Consider the following 20,926-nt stretch of genomic DNA (forward strand, 5'->3'; position numbering starts at 1 on the left):
AGCCCGCATCCGGTACGGGGCTCCGGCACCGCGTGATCGTCGGCCCGGATGGCAGGATGGAACCGTGAATCCCGCAGGCGAGCCCGAGCAGGCCGAGCCGACACCCAGCTTCTACGAGGCGGTCGGCGGCGAGCCGACGTTCCGCCGTCTGGTCGACAGGTTCTACGCGGGTGTGGCGACCGATCCGGTGCTCCGACCGATGTACCCGGAGGACGACCTGGGTCCGGCCGCGGAGCGCATGACCCTCTTCCTGATGCAGTACTGGGGCGGCCCCAGCACCTACTCCGCACAGCGGGGCCACCCCCGGCTGCGGATGCGCCACGCCCCGTTCCGGGTAGGACCGGTGGAACGGGACGCCTGGCTGCACCAGATGCGTCGCGCCGTGGACAGCCTCGACCTCTCCGCGGAGCAGCACGAGACCCTGTGGCAGTACCTGGAGCGGGCCGCCTACTTCATGGTCAACACGATGGACGAGACCCCGGGTCAGGTCGGCTGACCCGGACGGGGTGCCGCCGCACCGCCTACAGCAGGGCGCCCTCGTCGTGCAGCCAGTCGACGAAGGTCGTCGCCACCGCCGCACCGCAGTCCAGCATCTCCACCAGTAGTGCGTCGTGGGCACCGGCACTGAGCGGCACCTGCAGTTCCGCGTAGATGGGCAACTGTCCCCGCTCGGTGGGGTCGCCGACGTACGCCTTGCAGAACCGGCGGGTGTGGTTCCACTCGTTGACCACCCGGTAGGCCCGGTCGGCCCAGTCCGGCGGTACGGTCGAGTGTGGACGGGCCCGCATCACGAGGATCTCGTCGTCCGGCCCCTCGAGGGCGAAGAGCACCGCGTGCCGCTCCCACATCGCCAACAGGCTGCCGTCGCCGTCGGCAAGGTAACGGATGTCGAGCAGATCCAGCGCCTCCGCCACCCGGCGCAGGGTGACCGGTGCGATGACGGCGGGACCCTCCCTCAGCGCGGCCCGGTCCCTCGGCCGGGAGTCGTGTTCCGGCTCCCGGGGCGCCGGCGGACCAACCCGGACAGCACCTTCCGACGGGATCCTGCTTCGAGTTTCCGGCTCAACGCCACCGGCGTGGCCGGGGCGCCATGACCACCACGGCATCGCTTGCGCACCTCGCTCCCCAGCGGATCCACGCGCCTACGTTGCGTGGGATCCGAGGCCCGACGGTACCCGGACAGCCGGCGTGAAGCATCCCCCCAACGACACGCCCAGGCTAAATGGACCATGACCCCTCAGCCGTTCGGAGGACCTTGCGCTGGCCGGATCGCGAATTGGCTGGCGTTCCGTGACCAGGCAACTCCGAATGGTGCAGCCAATCCCACCCATCGACCCACCGCCCGTACCTGTACGGCGTCCTTTTCGGACGATCCGGGGGCACCGAGAAAGCCCATCCGGACGATGCCCTGGACGAGTCGTTGTGTGACCTCGATCCGGTCGGTGTCGGCGGTCCGCGTCGGCCCCTGCGGGCCCGCCGACGGTGGTCCCGTCACCACGACGGCCACGTGGTCGAGCAGTGCGTCCCGCAGCGCCCGCTGGCCCACCGCCCGGCCGGCGACCCCCTCGGCGGCCGCCGTCCGCAGCGTCCCGGCCGCCGCTTCGGCGATCTGGCGCAGCTCGGCTCCGGCGATCCGCTCCACCACCGCGCTCGACGTCGGGGGCAGCGGCCAGCGCCAGTCGGTGTCCCGGCGGCGCGGCAGTTCCGCACCGTCACGGCCGAGCACGGCGAGCAGCTCCGCCGCCGAGACGGTCGCGTCGCCCGGACCCGGCCCGGCGACCACCCGACCCACCAGCACCCCCCAGGGCAGCCACGCCCAGAGCTGGGTACGGTCGGCCGCACCGGCCGCACCGGCACCGGCACCGGCACCGGCAGAGCGCAGCCGGACCAGCGCGGCCGGATCGAACCGGGCCAGCCGGGCCAGGAACGCCCGGGCGTCGGCGTGTCCGGAGAGCCGGTGCCGGTCGGTCAGCGTCTCGCCCCGCTCGCTACGGTCGCCCACCACGCCGCCCCGCTCCGCTCACCACCTCGGCGCCCGGCCCGGTCAGGTACGGCCGCAGGAACTCCTGCTCCGCATCGGTCAACCGACGCGGTCGTTGCTGCCCCAGGTCGAACGGCACGAGCACCGACTTCGCCCGGCTGGCCAGCACGTCGCCGTCGTACAGCTCGTAGCCGATGGTGAACCGGGACTGTCGAAGGTCCTCGACCCACATCTCGATCCGTACCGTCGGGGCGCGGTCCGCGGTGGCCCGCCGCAGCGCGTACCCGACCGGGCGCAGGTAGTCGATCTCGTGCCGGGCGATCACCACACCCTCGGCGAACGACCCGACATCGGCCGCCTGCGCGCCGGCGAACACCAGTGCCACCCGCGCCTCCTCGTAGAGGGTGAGGAAGCGGGCGTTGTTGATGTGCCCGTACGCGTCCAGGTCGGACCAGCGCAGCGTGCACTCGTAGACGTACCGGGCGACCGCCGGACGCTCGGCCTCGACCTGGCTAGTCACGGGTGAGCTTGCGGTAGGTGACCCGGTGCGGTCGGGCCGCGTCCGCGCCGAGCCGGTCGACCTTGTTCTTCTCGTACGCCTCGAAGTTGCCCTCGAACCAGAACCACTTCGCCGGGTTCTCGTCGTCACCCTCCCAGGCCAGGATGTGGGTGGCGACCCGGTCCAGGAACATCCGGTCGTGCGAGATGACCACGGCGCAGCCGGGGAACTCCAGCAGCGCGTTCTCCAGCGAGGAGAGCGTCTCGACGTCGAGGTCGTTGGTCGGCTCGTCGAGCAGGATGACGTTGCCGCCGATCTTGAGGGTCAGCGCCAGGTTGAGCCGGTTCCGCTCGCCACCGGAGAGCACCTTGGTCGGCTTCTGCTGGTCGGGGCCCTTGAAGCCGAAGGCCGCCACGTACGCCCGGGACGGCATCTCGACCTTGCCCACCATCAGGTGGTCGAGACCGTCCGAGACGGTCTCCCAGAGCGTCTTGTCACCGGCCAGGCCGGACCGGTTCTGGTCGACGTACGACAACTGGACGGTGTCGCCGACCTTGACCGTGCCGGCGGTCGGCTGCTCCATCCCGACGATGGTCTTGAACAGGGTGGTCTTGCCGACGCCGTTCGGGCCGATGATGCCGACGATGCCGTTGCGGGGCAGCGAGAAGCTGAGGTTGTCGATCAGCACCCGGTCGCCGAACGCCTTGCGCAGGCCGTTCACCTCGATCACGGTGTTGCCCAGCCGCGGGCCCGGCGGAATCTGAATCTCCTCGAAGTCCAGCTTGCGGGTCTTCTCCGCCTCGGTGGCCATCTCCTCATAGCGGTCCAGCCGGGCCTTGGACTTGGTCTGCCGGGCCTTGGCGTTGGACCGGACCCACTCCAGTTCCTCGGTCAGCCGCTTCTTCATCTTGGCGTCCCGGCGGCCCTCGACGGCCAGCCGGGCGGCCTTCTTCTCCAGGTAGGTGGAGTAGTTGCCCTCGTAGCCGACGGCCCGGCCCCGGTCCAGTTCGAGGATCCAGCCCGCGACGTTGTCCAGGAAGTACCGGTCGTGCGTGATCGCCATGACCGTGCCGGCGTACTTGGCGAGGTGCTGCTCCAGCCACTGCACGCTCTCCGCGTCCAGGTGGTTGGTCGGCTCGTCGAGCAGCAGCAGGTCGGGGGCCTCCAGCAGCAGTTTGCAGAGCGCGACCCGGCGCCGCTCACCGCCGGAGAGCTGGGTGACGTCGGCGTCCGGCGGCGGGCAGCGCAGCGCGTCCATCGCGAGTTCGAGCTTGGAGTCGACGTCCCAGGCGTCGGCGTGGTCGAGTTCCTCCTGGAGCTGACCCATCTCGGTCATCAGCTCGTCGGAGTAGTCGGTGGCCATCTGCTCGGCGATCTTGTTGAACCGCTCCAGCTTGGCCTTCGTCTCCGCGACCGCCTCCTCGATGTTGCCGAGTACGGTCTTCGCGTCGTTCAGCGGCGGCTCCTGGGCGAGCAGCCCCACGGTGTAACCGGGCATCAGCCGGGCCTCACCGTTGCTCGGCCGGTCCAGCCCGGCCATGATCTTGAGCAGGCTGGACTTACCCGCGCCGTTCGGCCCGACCACACCGATCTTGGCACCGGGCAGGAAGCTCAGCGTCACGTTGTCCAGCACGACCTTGTCGCCGTGCGCCTTGCGCGCCTTCTCCAGGACGTAGATGTACTGGGCCACGGTGCGGCCTACCTCCCACGGTGTTGTGTCCCCTGATGACGTGTTTCGACCCGACCACGACGTCGGGCTGCCCCGCCGACCACGGTGCCGGCTCCCGCCGACCCTGAGGCCGGCTGGACGAGGCTGGGCGAAACGCCACCGTCAATCCTGACAGGTCCGCGACGTTGCGCCCACATCACCCCGGGGCGAGCGCCTTCCGGGCTCCGCGCCGGCCGGAGTCGACGCCGCAGTGCTCAAGATCACCCGGGGGTTTCCCAGAGCCGTCCCGCAGGGCAGTAGTAGTGACCCGGGGACCTCAACCTCGCAGCTACGCTCAGTACGCTCAGCGGTGGGACCCGTCATCACCGGAGGTGCACTGATCGTGACCGTACGCAGCTCGTTCGTGGTCGTCGCTAATCGCCTGCCGGTGGATGAGGTGACCACGCCCGAGGGACGACAGTGGCGCCGGAGCCCGGGAGGGCTGGTCACCGCCCTGCACCCGGTGCTCGCCCAGCACCAGGGCACCTGGGTGGGCTGGGCCGGCGGGGTGGGCGCCGCTCCGGAACCGTTCGACCTGGAGGGGATCCGGCTGCACCCGGTGCCGCTGAGCGCCGAGGAACTCGAACGCTACTACGAGGGCCAGTCCAACGCGACGATCTGGCCGCTCTACCACGACGCGGTGGAGACGCCGGTCTACAAGCGCCGCTGGCGCGAGGCGTACCGGCTGGTCAATGCCCGGTTCGCGGAGGCGGCGGCCGAGGTCGCGGCCGAGGGGGCCACGGTCTGGGTGCAGGACTACCAGCTCCAACTGGTACCGGCGATGCTCCGCGAACTCCGCCCCGACCTGCGGATCGGCTTCTTCCTGCACATCCCGTTCCCGCCGATCGAGCTGTTCATGCAGATGCCGCTGCGTGCCGAGGTGCTGCGCGGGCTGCTCGGCGCCGACCTGGTCGGCTTCCAGCAGCGGCTGGCGGCGCAGAACTTCGTCCGGCTGGCCCGGCACCTGCTCGGGCTGCGCTACGAGGGCCAGATGATCCAGGTCGACGGCCGCCAGGTGAAGGCGGGCGCGTTCCCGATCTCGATCGACGTCGCCGAGATGGAGCGGATGGCGCTCGACCCGAACGTGCAGGCCCGGGCCAAGCAGATCCGCACCGAGCTGGGCGACCCGAAGACCGTGATCCTGGGCGTCGACCGGCTCGACTACACCAAGGGGATCGAACTTCGGCTCAAGGCGTTCCGCGAGTTGCTCGCTGACGGAAAGTTGACAGTTCCCGAGGCGGTTATGGTGCAGGTTGCTACGCCAAGTCGGGAACGCGTAGAGCACTACCAGGCACTCCGGGTCAAGGTCGAACGCGAAGTTGGTCGGATTAACGGGGAATTCGGACGAGTCGGTGTGCCGGCCGTCCATTACCTCCATCAGTCGTACAGTCGCAGTGAACTGGCCGCGCTCTACTGCGCGGCCGACGTGATGATGGTGACCCCGCTGCGAGACGGAATGAACTTGGTGGCCAAGGAGTACGTAGCAACGCGCGCCGACTCGGGCGGCGCCCTCGTGCTCAGTGAGTTTGCCGGTGCGGCCACAGAGCTGCGCCAGGCATTCCTCTGTAACCCGCACGACCCGGACGGAGTCAAGGACGCGCTGCTGCGCGCGGTCCACGTCGACAAGGGCGAGGCCCGGCGCCGCATGCGCATCATGCAGCGCCACCTGCGCACCCACGACGTGGGCCACTGGGCCCGCTCCTTCCTCAACGAGCTGGGTGTCCCGGAAGCGGAGGACGAGTGAAGGCCTCCTCCCCCCTGCTCGACGGGGGTCCGCGGACCCTCGACGCGATCGACCCGCAGCTCCGGGCCGCGATCGGGCGGATAGCCCGGGTCCCGCAGCTGCTCGTCGCCTGCGACTACGACGGCACCCTCGCGCCGATCGTGGAGGACCCGACCAGGGCGGTACCGCTGCCCGAGTCGGTCGCCGCGGTCCGCGCGCTGGCCGCGCTGCCGCAGACCACGGTCGCGGTCGTCTCCGGCCGCGCCCTGCGCGACCTGGCGACGCTCTCCCGGCTGCCCAGCGAGGTGCACCTCGTCGGCAGCCACGGCTCCGAGTTCGACGTCGGCTTCGTCGAGCGGCTCTCCCCCGAGCTGATCGAGGTCCGCACCCGGCTCCGCAACGAGCTGCGCCGGATCGTCGCCGGCAAGGACCGGGTACGGCTGGAGAGCAAGCCGGCGAGCGTCGCCGTACACACCCGGGGGGCGGATCCCGAGGTGGCCGCCGAGGTCGTGGCGGCGGTCCAGGCCGGCCCGGCGAGCTGGGCCGACGTGACGGTGACCCACGGCAAGGAGGTCATCGAGATCTCGGTGATCCCCACCAACAAGGGCACCGCGCTGGAGCAGCTGCGTACCCAGCTCTCGGCGAGTGCGGCGCTGTTCATCGGCGACGACGTCACCGACGAGAACGCCTTCGCGAAGCTGCACGGGCCGGACGTCGGCATCAAGATCGGCCCGGGTGAGACCGCCGCGAACTTCCGGATCGCCGAGCCGGTCGACGCCGCCCGGGTCCTCGGACTGCTGCTCGAGGTACGCCGTACCTGGCTCTTCGGTGAGCGCGCGGTGCCGATCGAGCGACACTCGATGCTGGCCAACGGGCGTACCGTCGCCCTGGTCACGCCGGAAGCCAACATCACCTGGCTCTGCCACCCCAAGCCCGACTCGCCGGCGATCTTCGCCGACCTGGTCGGCGGCAACCCGGCCGGGCACTTCAGCATCTCCCCGGAACGCGGCGGGCTGCCGCTCGGGCAGCGCTACCGCACCGGCACGATGACCGTGGAGACCCGCTGGTCCGGGCTCACCGTCACCGACTGGCTGGACCGGCCGTCCAGTGTCGGCGTACCCAGCAGCTCGGCCATGATCAGCGGCGACTCGACGCTGATCCGGCTGATCAGCGGGGCCGGCCGGGTCCGGTTGACGTTCGCCCCCCGACCCGAGTTCGGCCAGGTGGCGGTGCAGCTGCAACCGCTCGGCGACGGGCTGCTGGTGCTCGGCTCCAACGAGCCGATCGCGCTCTACTCCCCCGGCGTCGAGTGGGAGGTCGTCGACGACGGCGGGTACGAGACCGCCCGGGCGGTGGTCGACCTGACCGCCGCCGGCGGTTCGGTCACCTGCGAGCTGCGCTTCGGCTCGCACAGCCTGGCCCACCACCGGGTGCCGGTGCACGAGCGGCAGTCCCGGGCCGAACAGCCGTGGCGCGAGTGGCTGGCCGGGCTCCGGCTTCCGCAGACCGCCCGCGACCTGGTCGGCCGCAGCGCACTCACGCTGCGCGGCCTGGTCCACGAGGCGACCGGTTCGATCCTCGCCGCCGCCACCACCTCGCTCCCCGAGGAGCTGGGCGGCGTCCGCAACTGGGACTACCGGTACTGCTGGCTGCGTGACGCGGCGATGACCGCACGGGCCCTGGTCGACCTCGGCTCGCTGACCGAGGCCGAGGGCTTCCTGCGCTGGGTCGACGGCTGTGTCGAGCGCACCGGCGGGCACCCGGAACGGCTGCACCCGCTCTACACCGTCGACGGCTACGAACTCGGCGCCGAGGCGGTCATCGACACCCTGCCCGGATACGCCGGCTCCCGGCCGGTCCGGGTCGGCAACCTCGCCAACCACCAGCTCCAGCTCGACGTCTTCGGGCCGATCGCGGACCTGCTGGCCGCGGTCGCCGACCTGCGCGGCTCGGTACGGGACACCGAGTGGCGGGTGCTGGAGAACATGGTCGAGGCGGTGGCCCGGCGCTGGCACGAGCCCGACCACGGGCTCTGGGAGGCCCGGCTGCCACCCCGGCACCACGTCTACTCCAAGGTCATGTGCTGGATGACCGTCGACCGGGCGCTGCACGTCGTCCGGCGGCACGGTGACGGGGACCGGCCGGAGTGGGTCGAGCTGCGGGACCGGATCGGGCACAACGTGCTGGAGTACGGCTGGCACGAGGGCGCCGGGGCGTACAGCGTCGCGTACGGGGACGAGGAGATGGACGCCTCGTCGCTCTGGATCGGCCTGTCGGGTCTGCTGCCCAACGACGACCCCCGGTTCCTGGCCACGGTGCTGAAGATCGAGGCCGATCTCCGCAGTGGTCCGGTCGTCTACCGCTACCTGTGGGACGACGGTCTGCCGGGCCGGGAGGGCGGCTTCCACATCTGCACCGCGTGGCTGATCGAGGCGTACCTGCGTACCGGCCGGCGGGCCGACGCCGAGGAGCTGTTCACCCAGATGGTGGACACCGCCGGCCCGACCGGCCTGCTCCCCGAGCAGTACGACCCGATCTCCGAGCGCGGGCTGGGCAACCACCCGCAGGCGTACTCACACCTCGGGCTGATCCGGTGCGCGCTGCTGCTGGACGACATGCTCAAGGCCTGATGTGCAAGGAAGGGCCCCTTCTTATCGCTTCTTGTACAGGAGGGGGCCCTTCCTAACACGGCGGTCGGGGTCAGCCGGCGAGCGTGACAGCGGCCGGGGCGCTCTCGTGGTGCAGCCGGGAGACCGCGGTGACCAGGTAGCCGGGCTGACCGACCGGCGGCGGCGCGGCATCGGTGAACCGCTGGGTGCCGGAGCCGGCCCGGCGCAGCGCCAGCAGGTTCCGGGCCGCGTCCACCCCACAGCCGGCCCCGTCGGCCCGGTAGACCGCGTAGTACGCCGGCGCCGTACCGCCGTTGGGTGCGGTCCAGGTCAGCTCGACTCCCCCGCCCACCCTGCGGGCGGCCAGGCTTCGGACCGGGCCGGGTGCGGTACCGCCGAGCCGGTTGTTGACCGGCACCAGGGCCGGATAGCGGTAGAAGTCGGTACGCAGCCGGTCGGCGAAGCCGAGTGGGTTGGCGAGCAGTTGCCTGATTGAGTAGTGGATGTCGCCGGAGACCCGGTGGCTCCGGTTCAGCACCAGGTGGTCGGGCATCTCCTCGGCGTCGCCCCACTCGCTGATCCGGTACGTCGCCTGGCCGACGTAGAGCTGCACGTCGGTGCCGGCGACGACGTTCGACCACCAGGGCACGAGTACGTCGTAGGCCGCGGCGGCGAAGCCGATCCGCCAGTAGATCTGCGGGGCGACGTAGTCGACCCAACCCTGCTTCACCCATCTCCGGGTGTCGGCGTAGATCGCGTCGTACGACTGCAGACCGGTGGTCGCCGAGCCGAGCGGGTCGGTGCCGACGTTGCGCCAGATCCCGAACGGCGAGATGCCGAACCGGACGTGTGGCTTCGCCTGGCGGATCCGGGTGCCCACCGCCTGCACCAGCGCGTCCACGTTGGACCGCCGCCAGTCGGCGAGCGACCGGCCGGCGCCGTACGCGGCGTACTCGGCGGCGTCGTCGAAGGTCTGCCCGGTCACCGGGTACGGGTAGAAGTAGTCGTCGAAGTGCACGCCGTCGAGGTCGTACCGGGTCACCGCGTCCATGATCGTGTTGACGGTGTGCTGCCGGGCGGCCGGCACCCCGGGGTTGTAGTAGAGCTTGCCGTCGTACCGCTCGACCCAGCCCGGGTTGGCCCGGGCCGGATGCCCGGCGGACAGCCGCGTCAGGTCCCCCTGGGTGCTCACCCGGTACGGGTTGAACCAGCCGTGCAGTTCGAGGTTGCGGGCGTGCGCCTCGGTGACGGCGAAGGCGAGCGGGTCGTACCCGGGGTCGCCGCCCTGGCTGCCGGTGAGGTACTGCGACCACGGCTCGTACGCCGACGGCCAGAAGGTGTCGGCAGCCGGCCGGATCTGCAGGAAGACCGCGTTGAGCCGGAGCGCGGCGGCCCGGTCGAGCAGGTCGCGCAGCTCGGCCTGCTGGGCGGCGGCGGTCAGGCCGGTCCGCGACGGCCAGTTGATGTTGGACACGGATCCGATCCAGGTCCCACGCAGCTGGCGTTTCGGCTGCTCAGCCGGGGCACAGTCGGCGGCGGCCGGCGCCCCGACCGGCGCGGCGTCAACGGGTGGGCTGCCCACCATCGCCGCCAGCGTGAGCAGTCCTGCCGCCAACAGTCGCCACCCACTGGTTCCGCCACGCGCCATCGGAGCACTCCCGTCCTGGTCGGACGCACCGGCCCAGTGCCTCGTGGCGACAAGTTTCGCTCAGACGTATTGAAATGTAAAGATACTTCAATCGTCGGAGGCCGGCTCAACCGCCAGGACGGTGGTCACCGGCCCGAAGACCACCACCGCCGGAGGACGGACACCGGCGGCGAGGGTGTCCGCCGCGACCGCGTCCAACGTCGAACGGAGGACCCGCTGCGCGCCGGTCGTCCCCTCCTGCACCACCGCCGCCGGAGTCTCCGGCGCCCGGCCGTACGCCCGCAACGCGGCGGCGATCGCGGCGAGATTGTTCAGCCCCATCAGCACCACCAGGGTGCCGCGCAGCCGGGCCAGCGCCGACCAGTCGACGAGCGAACCCGGGTGGTCGGGCGGCAGGTGGCCGGAGACGACCGTGAACTCGTGCGCCACGCCCCGGTGGGTCACCGGGATGCCGGCCGCCGCCGGAGCGGCGATCGAACTCGTCACCCCCGGTACCACGGTCACCGGGATCCCCTCCGCCGCGCAGGCGAGCAGTTCCTCGCCGCCCCGGCCGAAGACGTACGGATCGCCGCCCTTGAGCCGGACCACGCGGGCACCGGCCAGGGCCCGGTCCACCAGCACCCGGTTGATCTCCTCCTGGGTGGCGGCCGGACCGTGCGGGATCTTGGTGGCGTCGACCAGTTCGACGTCCGGCCGCAACTCGTCGAGCAGCAGGCCGGGCACCAGCCGGTCGGCCACCACCACGTCCGCCTCGGCGAGCAGCCGCCGGCCCCGTACCGTGATCAGCTCCGGGTCGCCCGGGCCGGCGCCGACCAGGGCGACCGTGCCGACGGGTCGGGCCGGCGAGCCGTCCCCCGCCGTCACGCCGGCCGCCGCCGCCCCGGCGATCGCCGCCGAGCCGGACGCCGCCGCCGAGCCGGGCATCTCAGCCGAGCCGGGCATCTCAGCCGAGCCGGGCATCTCAGCCGACCCGGACACCGCAGCCGACCCGGACACCGCAGCCGCCGCGTCGACCGCCGCCACCGCCCCGGCCGCCGTGGTCGCCTCGGCCGCCGTGGTCGCCTGGCCGCCGGGCAGGGTGCCGCCGGGCAGGGTGCCGTCGATCAGGCCGGCCCGGATCGCGTCCCGGACCGTCATGGCCCGACGCGGGTCACCGCCGCCGAGCACGGCGACGGTGAGCGGTCCGTACCGGGCCACCGCCGGGGTCCAGGCGGTCGCGGCGTCCCGGTCGTCCGCGCGTACGCAGAAGACCCGGCGCTCGAGCGCGGCGGCGCTGACCGCGTCGGCGGCGGCCGGATCGTCGACCGCGACGTGCACCAACCAGGCGCCGTCGACGTCGGACGGCTCGAACGGGCGGGCGATCCACCGCAACCGGCCGGCGTCGGCCCGGTCCCGCAGCGCCGGGGTGAGTTCCGGTGACACCACGACCACCTCGGCACCCGCGTCCAGCAGGGCCGGCACCCGGCGGCTGGCCACCGCCCCGCCACCGACCACGAGCACCCGCCGGCCGGCGAGCCGCAGCGCCAACGGATAAAGCGTCATTTCTCCGAGACTCCCGCCGAATCGAAGGTCGCCACCTCGTGCAGCACCCGGACGGCGCCAGCGACGACCGGGAAGGCGAGCAGGGCGCCGGTGCCCTCGCCGAGCCGTAGGCCCAGATCAAGTATCGGCGTCAGGCCCAGTCGCTCCAAGCCGGCGGTCGCTCCGGGCTCGGCGGACCGGTGGCCGGCGACCAACGCGTACGCCGCGTCCGGCGCGAACGCCACCGCGACCAGCGCCGCCGCCACCGCGCTCACCCCGTCGAGCAGCACCGGGGCGCGGCGGGCGGCCCCGCCGAGGACGAACCCGGCGAGCGCGGCGTGTTCCAGCCCACCGACCGCCGCCAGGACACCGAGCGGATCGGCGGGATCAGGTCGGTGCCGGGCCAACGCGGTCCGGATCACCTCGATCTTCCGGGCGTACGTCGGGTCGTCCACCCCGGTGCCCCGGCCGGTGACCTCGGCCGGATCGACCCCGGTGAAGGCGGCGATCAGCGCGGCGGCCGGGGTGGTGTTGCCGATCCCCATGTCCCCGGTGACCAGGATGCCGGCCCCGGCGTCGAGCAGTTCGTGGGCTATCCGGATGCCGACCTCGACCGCGTCACGCGCCTCCTCCCGGGTCAGCGCCGGCTCGACGGTCAGGTCCCGGGTGCCCGACCGGACGTTCGCGCTCACCAGCCGCGGCCCACCCCCGCCTGGGGTGTTCGGAAGGGGCCCTTCCTCTACAGAATGCGATAACAGGGGGCCCTTCCTCACACCCACGTCGACCACGGTGACCGTGGCACCGGTCTGCCGGGCGAACGCGTTGACGACGGCGCCGCCGGCCAGGAAGTTCGTCACCATCTGGGCGGTCACCTCCTGCGGCCACGGGGTGACGCCCTGCGCGTGCACGCCGTGGTCGCCAGCGAAGATCGCGACAGCGGCGGGTTCGGGCACCGGCGGCGGGCAGGCTCCGGCGAGGCCGGCCAGCCGGACGGAGAGTTCCTCCAGCGCGCCGAGCGAGCCGGCCGGTTTGGTCAGCCGGTCCTGCAGGGCGCGGGCCGCCGCCACCGCCGCCTCGTCGAGGGGGGCGACAGCCGCCACCGTCTGCTCCAACATCAAACCTCCAGGGTCTCGGCGAGCGCGGCCACGAACAGGTCGGTCGTGGCAGTGTCCCGTACCGCGACCCGCAGCCAGTCGGGCCCCAGGCCGGGGAAGGTGTCACCACGGCGTACCGCGAAGCCGCGTTCGCGCAGCGCCAGCCGTACCCGGTCGGCACCGGGCAGGTGCAGCAGGACAAACGCGCTGGCCGGGGTGCCGGCGACGCGTACCCGGGGCAGTGCGCCGAGCCGACCGACCAGGTGGGCACGGTCGGCGGCGAGGCGTACCGCGATCCGGTGCTCGGCCGCGACGGCCGTCGGGGTGGCGCAGGCGGCGGCCGCGGCGAGCGCCGGGGTGGAGACCGCCCAGAGCGGCTGTACGGCCGCCAGGCGCTCGATCAGCTCCGCCGGGCCGAGCAGGTAGCCGATCCGTAGCCCGGCGAGTCCCCAGGTCTTGGTGAGGCTGCGGACCACCACGAGCCCGGGCAGGTCACGCCGGCCGGCCAGGGACTCCGGTTCGGTGCCGGTCGTCCCGACCGTGGTGTCGGCGAACGCCTCGTCGACGACCAGTACCCGGCCCGGCCGGGCCAGCGCGGCAAGCGTGTCGGCCGGGTGGAGGACCGAGGTGGGATTGGTGGGGTTGCCGAGAAACACCAGGTCGGCGTCGGGGGGCACCAGCGCCGGGTCCAGTCGGAAGCCGTCGTCCGGCGACAACGTCACCCGGTGCACCCGGTGCCCGGCCGCGCGCAGCGCCGCCTCCGGTTCGGTGAACTGGGGATGCACGACCACCGGTCGGTGTGCCCCGCGCAGTGCCTGGGCCAGCAGGACAAAGCCTTCGGCCGCCCCGGCGGTCAGCAGCACCTCCCGCTCGGGTCGACGGTGCCGGGCGGCGACGGCGGCCCGGGCGGGGCCGGGGTCGGGATACGCCGCGAGGTCGTCCAGGGCCGCCACGATCGGCTCCCGCAACCAGCTCGGCATCGGCTGGCGCTGCACGTTGACCGCCAGGTCGACCAGGCCCGGCGCCACCTCCGCGTCCCCGTGATGCCCGAGGTCCCGGTACGCATCGTCCGGCCCGGGGTAACCGTCCGGGCCGGAACGGCCCTCCGGCCTGGGGTAACCCTCCTGGCCGGGGACGGTGGTGGCTTGGCCGGGGGCGGTGGTGGCTTGGCTGGGGACGGTGGCTTGGCCGGGGACGGTGTTCCGCCGCAGGTGGGCGCGGCGGTCGTCGCCGGGCGGCGCGGGCGCGGGCGCACCTTCCGGGCGGGCGGATCGGCCCGGAGGCTCCGGGCTGGCGGCGTGGGATCCCTGTGCGCGCATGGGCGTGATCCTGCCGAAGTGGCCAGGAGGGCGGCCAGCGCGCGCATCGACGCGGGTCGCGGACAGCCGGATCCGCCGGTATCGGGACCGGCGGATTCACGAATCTTTATCATGTTTTACGGTGCAATATCATAACTTGAGGTCGTGACCAATCCCACCCGCTCAGCTTCTGGTCGTGTCGTATCCCTGCTCCGCGCCGGGCTCATCGCCGGCGTTGTCGTGGCGGCGGCGTTGTTCCCGATCGCCGCCGTCGGCGGGCTGGCCGCCAAGGCCGGCGCCGAACTGGTCGACAAGACCCCCGCCGACCTGCTCGCCTCCGCGCCCGCCCAGACCAGCTACGTCTACGCCAACGACGGGACCACCCTGCTCACCACCTTCTACGAGGAACATCGGCGGTACGTCCCGCTCGCCCAGATCTCCCCGTACATGCAACAGGCGATCGTCGCGGCCGAGGACACCCGGTTCTTCGAACACGGTGGTGTCGACCCGAAGGGCATCATCCGGGCCTTCGTCGCCAACCAGCAGGCCGGCGGGGTCTCCCAGGGTGCCTCGACCCTCACCATGCAGTACGTCCGGATGGCCCTGCGGGACAGCGCGAAGACCCCGATCGAGGTACGGCAGGCGACCGAGCAGACCAGCCTGCGCAAGCTGCGGGAGATGCGACTCGCCATCGACCTGGAGAAGGAGACGAGCAAGGAGCAGATCCTGGAGCGCTACCTGAACTCGGCCTACTTCGGCCACCGCGCGTACGGGATCTACTCGGCTTCGGAGATCTTCTTCTCGAAGCTCCCCGGTGACCTCACCCCGGTGGAGGCGGCCACCCTCGCCGGGCTGGTCAAGGCGCCGACGTCGTACGACCCGGCCAGCTCGGACCAGAAGGCGGCGACGGACCGGCGCAACTACGTACTGGACCGGATGCGCGAGATGGGTTTCCTCTCGCCGCAGGACACGTCGGCGAGCCAGGCCGAGCCGATCCGACTGCGGCTGAGCAGCCCGCCCAACGACTGCATGTCGGTGCCGGAGGAGCACAACGGGTGGGGCTTCTTCTGCGACTACCTGAAAGCCTGGTGGGCGGCGCAGCCGGCGTTCGGCGCCAACTCCCTGGAGCGCCTGGACCGGCTGCGACGCGGCGGCTACACGATCATCACCAGCCTGGACCCGAAACTGCAGGAGATGGCGGAGCATCGGGTGGTGGCCGACGAATCCTCCGGCAGCCCGTTCGCGCACGGCCTGGTCGCGGTCGAACCCGGCACCGGGCACGTCAGGTCGATGGCGGTCAACCGGGTCTACTCCCTCGACCAGAGCGAGAACGGGCCGCACTCCAACCCGAGTCTGCGTTCCCGCCTCAAGGGCAACTACCCGAACACGGTGGTGCCGCTGCTCGGCGGCGGTGACCTCCCCGGCTACCAGGCCGGTTCGACGTTCAAGATGTTCACCATGCTCGCCGCGCTCGACGCCGGGCTGCCACTCTCCACCGCGTTCAACTCCCCGCACCGGTTCGTCTCGAAGTATCCGGACGGCAGCGGCGGCCCGACCGACTGCGGCGGCTTCTACTGCCCGTCGAACGCCAGCGGCGCGATGAGCGGCCTCCAGACCATGTGGTCCGGCTTCGGCAAGTCGGTGAACACGTACTTCATCTGGCTGCAGCAGACCGTCGGCGCGGAGAACGTGGTCCGGCTCGCCGAACGGCTCGGCCTGCAGTGGCGTACCGACATCGACAAGCGGCAGGCCTCCCCCGACCAGGCCAACCGCTGGGGCTCCTTCACCCTGGGCGTCTCCGACGTCACGCCGCTGGAGATGGCGAACGCGTACGCCGCCATCGCCGCCGACGGGCAGTTCTGCGAGGCGTTACCGGTGCAGTCGATCACGAACCCGGACGGGACACCGACGACGTACCGGTCCGGAGCGGGCATGGATCTGGAGATCGCCCAGCCCCGCTGCAGCCAGGAGGTGAGCCCGGACGCGGCCCGGGCCGCCACGGACGCGGCCCGCTGCCCGACCGGGGACACCCCGGCCCGGGGATCCTGCGGCGGCTGGTCCACCGCCGACCGGGTACGCGGCATGGTCGGCCGGCCGGTCGCCGGCAAGACCGGTACGACCGACAGCGACCGGGCGGCCTGGTTCGTCGGCTACACCCCGGAGCTGGCCGTGGCGAGTTTCCTCTCCGACCCGGACAGCCCGATGAACGCGGTCGGTGAGGGCCAGTCGAACAAACCGATCGACGCGGTCGGCGGCTTCCTGCGGGACGCGCTGAAGGACCAGCCGGTCCGCCAGTTCACCCCACCGTCGGACGCGATAGTCAGCTGACCGGTCGGCCCCTCCGACGGGGAACGGCCAACCGATCAGCCGGAACCTGACCGACGGCCGGCCGGGACCCGGATGGCTGGCCGGGATGGCCGGGGCCGGCAGGTCAGCCGGGACCGGCCGGGACGGCCCGACCGGTTTCCGGCGGGCGGCGGGCGGCGGGCGGCGGGCGGCGGGCGGCGGGCGGTTCAGTGGTGCAGGTCGGCCGCGACCAGGGACCAGACCTCCAGGTCCACCCGGCCGCTGTGTACGTACCCGGCGTTGCGCAGCAGTCCCTCGTAGGTGAAGCCGGCCTTCTCGGCGACCCGTCGCGAGGCGGTGTTCCCCGGCGCCACCCGTAGCTCCAGGCGCTGGAAGCCGTGCTCCAGGATCAACGCCACGGCGAGCGCGTCGACCGCCTCGGCCGCCATGCCGAACCCCCGCGCCTCCGGCGCGATCGCGTACGACACCTCGGTGACCCGACCGCCCCAGTCGGTGCGCTTGGTCCAGAGGCAGCCCACCAGCCGGTCGTCCTCCCGCCGGATCACCCCGTAGTGGTCGCCGTTGCCGCTGTCCCGCCGCTCCTGCGCCATCTCGGTGCACCAGGCCAGCCCGTCGATCTGCCCGAGTTCACGCTGGAACGGCAGCCACCGCTGGGTCTGCTTGTCGGCGAAGATCTCGGCGACCCGGCCGGCGTCGCTGGCGTGCAGTGGCCGAACGTGCACCCGGGGCGTGGACACGGTCAGATTCGGAAAGCGGCGTACCGCCACCTCTCCGCTCATTCCGCCGACTCACCGTCCGCCGACGGCTCCCGCATCGTCAAGGGCGGCTGACCGGGGGCTGGCTGCGCGGCGGGTGGCCGGCTGGCCGGCGGTACCGCCGCTGGCGGCTGGTCGGCCGGGAGCACCGGGGCCGGGCGCACCGCCGGCGGTACTGCGGACGGCTGCCCGGGCTGCGGCCCCATGTGCGGCGGGGGCGCCATCACCGGCTGTCCGGGTGGCGGGGCCATCGGCGACGGCGGGGCCATGCCCGGCCGCCCGGGCGCGGCGGGCCCGGATGTCGCGGGTCCGGACGTGGCGGGTCCGGCCGACGGGTGGGGCGCCGGGCCGCCCGGCGGACCGCCCGGCGAAACCGGCGCCGGCCGGTCAGGACGGGAACCAGCCGGCGAAACCGGCGGCCGATCTGGGCGGGAACCGGCCGGCGAAACCGGCGGCCGATCGGAACGGGAACCGGCCGGCGAAACCGGCGCCGGCCGGTCAGGACGGGAACCAGCCGGCGAAACCGGCGCCGGCCGGTCAGGACGGGAACCAGCCGGCGGAACCGGCGGCCGATCAGGACGGGAACGAGCCGGCGAAACCGGCGCCGGCCGATCGGGACGGATCGGCCCGGCCGGCGAGACCGGCGAGGCGCCGACCGGCGACGCCAGTACGGCGGATGAGACCGGCACGGTCCGGTCGGGACCGGCCGGGGAGATCGGGACGACGCCGCCGGCAGCCGGCGAAATCGGCGCGGGACGATCCGGTGCGGGACGATCCGGCACGGAAGGATCCGACGCGGGACGCTCCGATCCCGGGCGCCCGGGACCGGGCGGTGTGGGGCGCTCCGCTGCCGACGACGCGACCGGGACGGCCGGGACGGCCACACCCGGCGCGGCCGACGTGCCCGCCGGAGCCGTACCGCCGGTCTGGGCCGACGGCGGTGCACCCGTGCCGCCGGCCGGAGCACCCGCCGGAGCGGCGGGGCGGGCGGGTGGCACGGAGAGCGCGGCCGCCACCAGGCGCCGGGCGATGCCCGGGCTGCTCGCCCAGTGCACCATCAACTGCGAGGCGTGCACCCGACGCCAGACGAAGCCCTCCGGAGGCCCGCCGCCCCAGGTCCAGGCCGGGGTCTGCCCGGCGCGCGGGCTCAGCACGCCCCGGTGCTGCTTGTAGCCGACCACCCGGGCCCCGACCTGGGCCACCGGCGTGTCCGCCCGGGCGGTCGCCTCGCGGTAGCCGACCACGGTCCGTTCCAGGCTCGTTCCGGTGGCGTCCAACACGCCACACATCGGGCGCCCGTCGAACTCCCGGGCCAGCCAGAGCAGACCGGCACCCTCGGCGATCACCGGACGGCCGGTACGGGCCAGTTCCGCGACCGCGATGCAGAGCCGGCGGTTCGCCGACAGCTCCTCCGCGTACGTCTCGGGAAGCGCGCCGCCGATCACCAGCGCGTCGGCCCCCTTCGGCAGCGCCTCGTCCCGGAGCGGGTCGACGGTCACCACCTCGGCACCGGCCGCCACCAGCAGTTCCGCGGTCTCGGCGTACGAATATGACAGGGCCGGACCACCGGCCAGCGCGATCAGCGGGCGGCGGCCCCGGGCCTCGGCGCCCGGCGCGGGCTGGCCCGGCTCGCCGACCGCCTCCGGCGCCGACCAGACGTCGACCGGCACCCGCGGGGCGGACCGGGCCAGCGCGAGCAGCCGGTCGAGGTCGACACCCCCGGCAACCGCCTCGCCGAGCCGGCGGATGCCCCGGTACGCCTCGACGCCGCGCTGCATCACCGGCACCACCCCGTGCTGCCGGGACGGGAGTACGGCGGGCAGGTCCCGCCGCCGCAGCGCGCCGAAGACCGGTACGCCGATGTCGTCGAGGGCGTCGCGGAGCAGTTGCTCGTGCCGGTCGGAGGCGACCCGGTTCAGGATCACGCCGCCGAGCCAGAGCATCTCGTCGTACGCCCGGAAGCCGTGCGCCAGCGCGGCGACCGACTGCCCCATCGCGCCGACGTCGATGATCAGTACGACCGGCGCGCGGAGCGAGGTCGCGATCGCCGCGGTCGACTCGGTCTCGGGGCGGCCGGCCAGACTGTCGAAGAGGCCCATCGTGCCCTCGACCACCGCGACGTCGGCGTCGGCGGTGCCGTGCGCGAAGAGCGGGGCGACCCGTTGTGCCCCGACGAGCCGGGGGTCGAGGTTGCGGCCGAGCCGTCCGGCGGCCATCCCGAGGTAGGCGGCGTCGGTGTGGTCGGGGCCGACCTTGAAGCCGGCGGCCTTCAGCCCTCGGGCGGCGAGCGCGGCGAGCAGGCCGACCGCGATCGCGGTCTTGCCATGGCCGGACGACGGTGCGCTCACCACTACGCGCGGCACGGCGATCATGGTCGGCTCCTCGGGGCGCGGACACCGGGCCCGGTTTCCGGGTGGTGCGGACGGCGGCGGTACGGGAACGACATGGTCGGACCCGTCGATCGGACCGACCGGCGTGAGGATACCCGGCGGGCGCCCGCCCGCCGCCGCGCCGAGCCGGCCAACCGGGTGACCCGGGCCGGCCACCTGGCCGCCCCCACCCGCCGCGCCGCCGCGCCCGCCACCCGGTGACCGGGCCGACCACCTGGCCGGCCGCCCGGGGCCGCCGGGTAGCCTCGGTTCGTGTACCGGTTCCTGCTCACGCCCCGCTGGCTGGGCATTCTCGCGCTGACCCTGGTCGCCGCCGCCGTGATGGTGCTGCTCGGCGACTGGCAGTTGCACCGGTACCAGGAGCGGGCGGCGACCAACGAACGGATCGACTCCACCGCGACGATGCCGCCGGTGCCGCTCAGCCAGGTCGTTCCGCCGCCGGTCGGCCCGGCCGGGTCGGTGGGCCAGCCGCCGTCGGCCGACGCGGCCTGGACCCGGATCACCGTCACCGGGCGGTACGACGACACGACGCCGATCCTGATCCGGAACCGCACCGTGGAGAGCCGGGTCGGTTTTGAGGTGCTCACCCCGCTGGTGCTGGCCGACGGCAGCGCGGTGCTGGTGGACCGGGGATGGCTCGCCCCACCCCCGAGCGGCAACGCCCTGTCCCGGCCGACGGTGCCGGCGGCCCCCACCGGTGAGGTGACGGTGGTCGGTCGGCTGCACCTGTCGGAGAGCAAGCCGGACGCGATCGTCCGGCAGGACGGCCGGGTGGAGACCCGGCGGATCTCCGTACCGGAGTTGGCCCGGGAGCTGAAGTACCCGGTCTACCACGGCTACCTGCTGCTCGACGAGCAGACACCGGCCGCCGATCCGGCCTTCGCGGCGGTGGCGATCGGTCACGAGAACGACTGGCAGAACGCCGGGTACGTCGTCCAGTGGTGGCTGTTCGCGCTGCTCACCCTGGTCGGTTTCGGCTGGGCGGCGCGGCGCGAGGCCCGTGGTGGGACCGGCGACGACAACGCCGACGGTGCGTCTCTGGATCTGGCGGCGCCACGGAAGCCGCGCAAGCCGCTGGACCGGGCCGCCGACCCCGCCTGACGCCGCCTCCCCGGCCGGCCCCGCCACACTCCGTCTCCTCCGACCGCCCCCGGCCTCCCTGGCTCGCCCAGCTTCCCCGCCTGGGGTGTTAGGAAGGGCCCCTTCCTATAGAGCCTGTTTCTGAACCTGGTTGTCGGTGAGGTGGTAGGAGGCTGGTTGGTTCCGGCGTGGCGGCTGGGTATGGTCGCGGGCTCTTGATAGGCAAACGGTTCCTACACCCAAGCCAGTCAAGAGCCCGCGATGTCATTGAACCCTGTCCCGGATGTTGCCGGAAGCCCGCCCGGCGGCGTGT

15 protein-coding genes are annotated in these 20,926 nt (G+C 72.8%); 5 read left to right on the forward strand and 10 right to left on the reverse strand.

Going from position 1 to position 20,926, the window contains the following annotated elements; translation table 11 throughout:
• Positions 1 to 64 precede the first annotated feature (64 nt).
• The gene (locus V1633_RS29885) at positions 65 to 496 is read left to right on the forward strand and encodes a globin (RefSeq protein WP_331217624.1); all 432 of its coding nucleotides are present in this window, start codon (positions 65 to 67) and stop codon (positions 494 to 496) included.
• Positions 497 to 521: 25 nt separating this feature from the next.
• Here the strand turns inward: V1633_RS29885 and V1633_RS29890 are convergent, their stop codons facing one another.
• The 4 genes from V1633_RS29890 to ettA form a co-directional block, all read right to left on the reverse strand.
• Positions 522 to 1,106, reverse strand: a complete 585-nt coding sequence (locus V1633_RS29890) for a type III secretion system chaperone family protein (RefSeq protein ID WP_331217625.1) — start codon at positions 1,104 to 1,106, stop codon at positions 522 to 524.
• 131 nt (positions 1,107 to 1,237) lie between these two features.
• Positions 1,238 to 2,005, reverse strand: coding sequence for a hypothetical protein (locus V1633_RS29895; protein ID WP_331217626.1), 768 nt, complete (start codon positions 2,003 to 2,005; stop codon positions 1,238 to 1,240).
• Positions 1,989 to 2,501, reverse strand: a complete 513-nt coding sequence (locus V1633_RS29900) for an acyl-CoA thioesterase (RefSeq protein WP_331217627.1) — start codon at positions 2,499 to 2,501, stop codon at positions 1,989 to 1,991. Before V1633_RS29900 ends, V1633_RS29895 begins: the two co-directional genes overlap by 17 nt.
• Positions 2,494 to 4,170, reverse strand: a complete 1,677-nt coding sequence (ettA, locus tag V1633_RS29905) for an energy-dependent translational throttle protein EttA (protein ID WP_331217628.1) — start codon at positions 4,168 to 4,170, stop codon at positions 2,494 to 2,496. Before ettA ends, V1633_RS29900 begins: the two co-directional genes overlap by 8 nt.
• A 361-nt stretch (positions 4,171 to 4,531) precedes the next feature.
• Between ettA and V1633_RS29910 the strand changes: the two genes are divergently transcribed.
• Complete coding sequence (locus tag V1633_RS29910) at positions 4,532 to 5,932, forward strand: alpha,alpha-trehalose-phosphate synthase (UDP-forming) (RefSeq protein ID WP_331217629.1); 1,401 nt, start codon at positions 4,532 to 4,534, stop codon at positions 5,930 to 5,932.
• 14 nt (positions 5,933 to 5,946) lie between these two features.
• Complete coding sequence (otsB, locus tag V1633_RS29915; protein ID WP_331217652.1) at positions 5,947 to 8,541, forward strand: trehalose-phosphatase; 2,595 nt, start codon at positions 5,947 to 5,949, stop codon at positions 8,539 to 8,541.
• 70 nt (positions 8,542 to 8,611) lie between these two features.
• On the opposite strand, the gene V1633_RS29920 is transcribed toward otsB, so the two are convergent.
• The 4 genes from V1633_RS29920 to cobC all read right to left on the reverse strand — a co-directional run bounded on the left by V1633_RS29920 (position 8,612) and on the right by cobC (position 14,102).
• The gene (locus tag V1633_RS29920; RefSeq protein WP_331217630.1) at positions 8,612 to 10,168 is read right to left on the reverse strand and encodes a glycoside hydrolase family 10 protein; all 1,557 of its coding nucleotides are present in this window, start codon (positions 10,166 to 10,168) and stop codon (positions 8,612 to 8,614) included.
• A gap of 87 nt (positions 10,169 to 10,255) precedes the next feature.
• Positions 10,256 to 11,710 (reverse strand): uroporphyrinogen-III C-methyltransferase, encoded by a 1,455-nt coding sequence (cobA, locus tag V1633_RS29925; RefSeq protein WP_331217631.1) that lies wholly within the window; start codon positions 11,708 to 11,710, stop codon positions 10,256 to 10,258.
• Positions 11,707 to 12,804: a nicotinate-nucleotide--dimethylbenzimidazole phosphoribosyltransferase gene (gene cobT, locus V1633_RS29930; protein ID WP_331217632.1), complete on the reverse strand. Its 1,098-nt coding sequence runs from the start codon at positions 12,802 to 12,804 to the stop codon at positions 11,707 to 11,709. The genes cobA and cobT overlap by 4 nt, the downstream gene beginning before the upstream one ends.
• The gene (gene cobC, locus V1633_RS29935) at positions 12,804 to 14,102 is read right to left on the reverse strand and encodes an Rv2231c family pyridoxal phosphate-dependent protein CobC (protein ID WP_331217633.1); all 1,299 of its coding nucleotides are present in this window, start codon (positions 14,100 to 14,102) and stop codon (positions 12,804 to 12,806) included. Before cobC ends, cobT begins: the two co-directional genes overlap by 1 nt.
• Before the next feature lie 144 nt (positions 14,103 to 14,246).
• Between cobC and V1633_RS29940 the strand changes: the two genes are divergently transcribed.
• Positions 14,247 to 16,409, forward strand: a complete 2,163-nt coding sequence (locus tag V1633_RS29940) for a transglycosylase domain-containing protein (protein WP_331217634.1) — start codon at positions 14,247 to 14,249, stop codon at positions 16,407 to 16,409.
• 185 nt (positions 16,410 to 16,594) lie between these two features.
• Here V1633_RS29940 and V1633_RS29945 read toward each other — a convergent pair whose 3' ends face one another.
• The gene (locus V1633_RS29945; RefSeq protein ID WP_331217635.1) at positions 16,595 to 17,167 is read right to left on the reverse strand and encodes a GNAT family N-acetyltransferase; all 573 of its coding nucleotides are present in this window, start codon (positions 17,165 to 17,167) and stop codon (positions 16,595 to 16,597) included.
• Positions 17,164 to 19,515, reverse strand: a complete 2,352-nt coding sequence (locus V1633_RS29950; RefSeq protein ID WP_331217636.1) for a cobyrinate a,c-diamide synthase — start codon at positions 19,513 to 19,515, stop codon at positions 17,164 to 17,166. Before V1633_RS29950 ends, V1633_RS29945 begins: the two co-directional genes overlap by 4 nt.
• 270 nt (positions 19,516 to 19,785) lie before the next feature.
• On the opposite strand from V1633_RS29950, the gene V1633_RS29955 reads away from it, so the two are divergent.
• Complete coding sequence (locus tag V1633_RS29955) at positions 19,786 to 20,634, forward strand: SURF1 family cytochrome oxidase biogenesis protein (RefSeq protein ID WP_331217637.1); 849 nt, start codon at positions 19,786 to 19,788, stop codon at positions 20,632 to 20,634.
• Positions 20,635 to 20,926 lie beyond the last annotated feature (292 nt).

The sequence above is a fragment of the Plantactinospora sonchi genome (assembly GCF_036422035.1).
In the GTDB taxonomy this organism is placed as follows: domain Bacteria; phylum Actinomycetota; class Actinomycetes; order Mycobacteriales; family Micromonosporaceae; genus Plantactinospora; species Plantactinospora sonchi.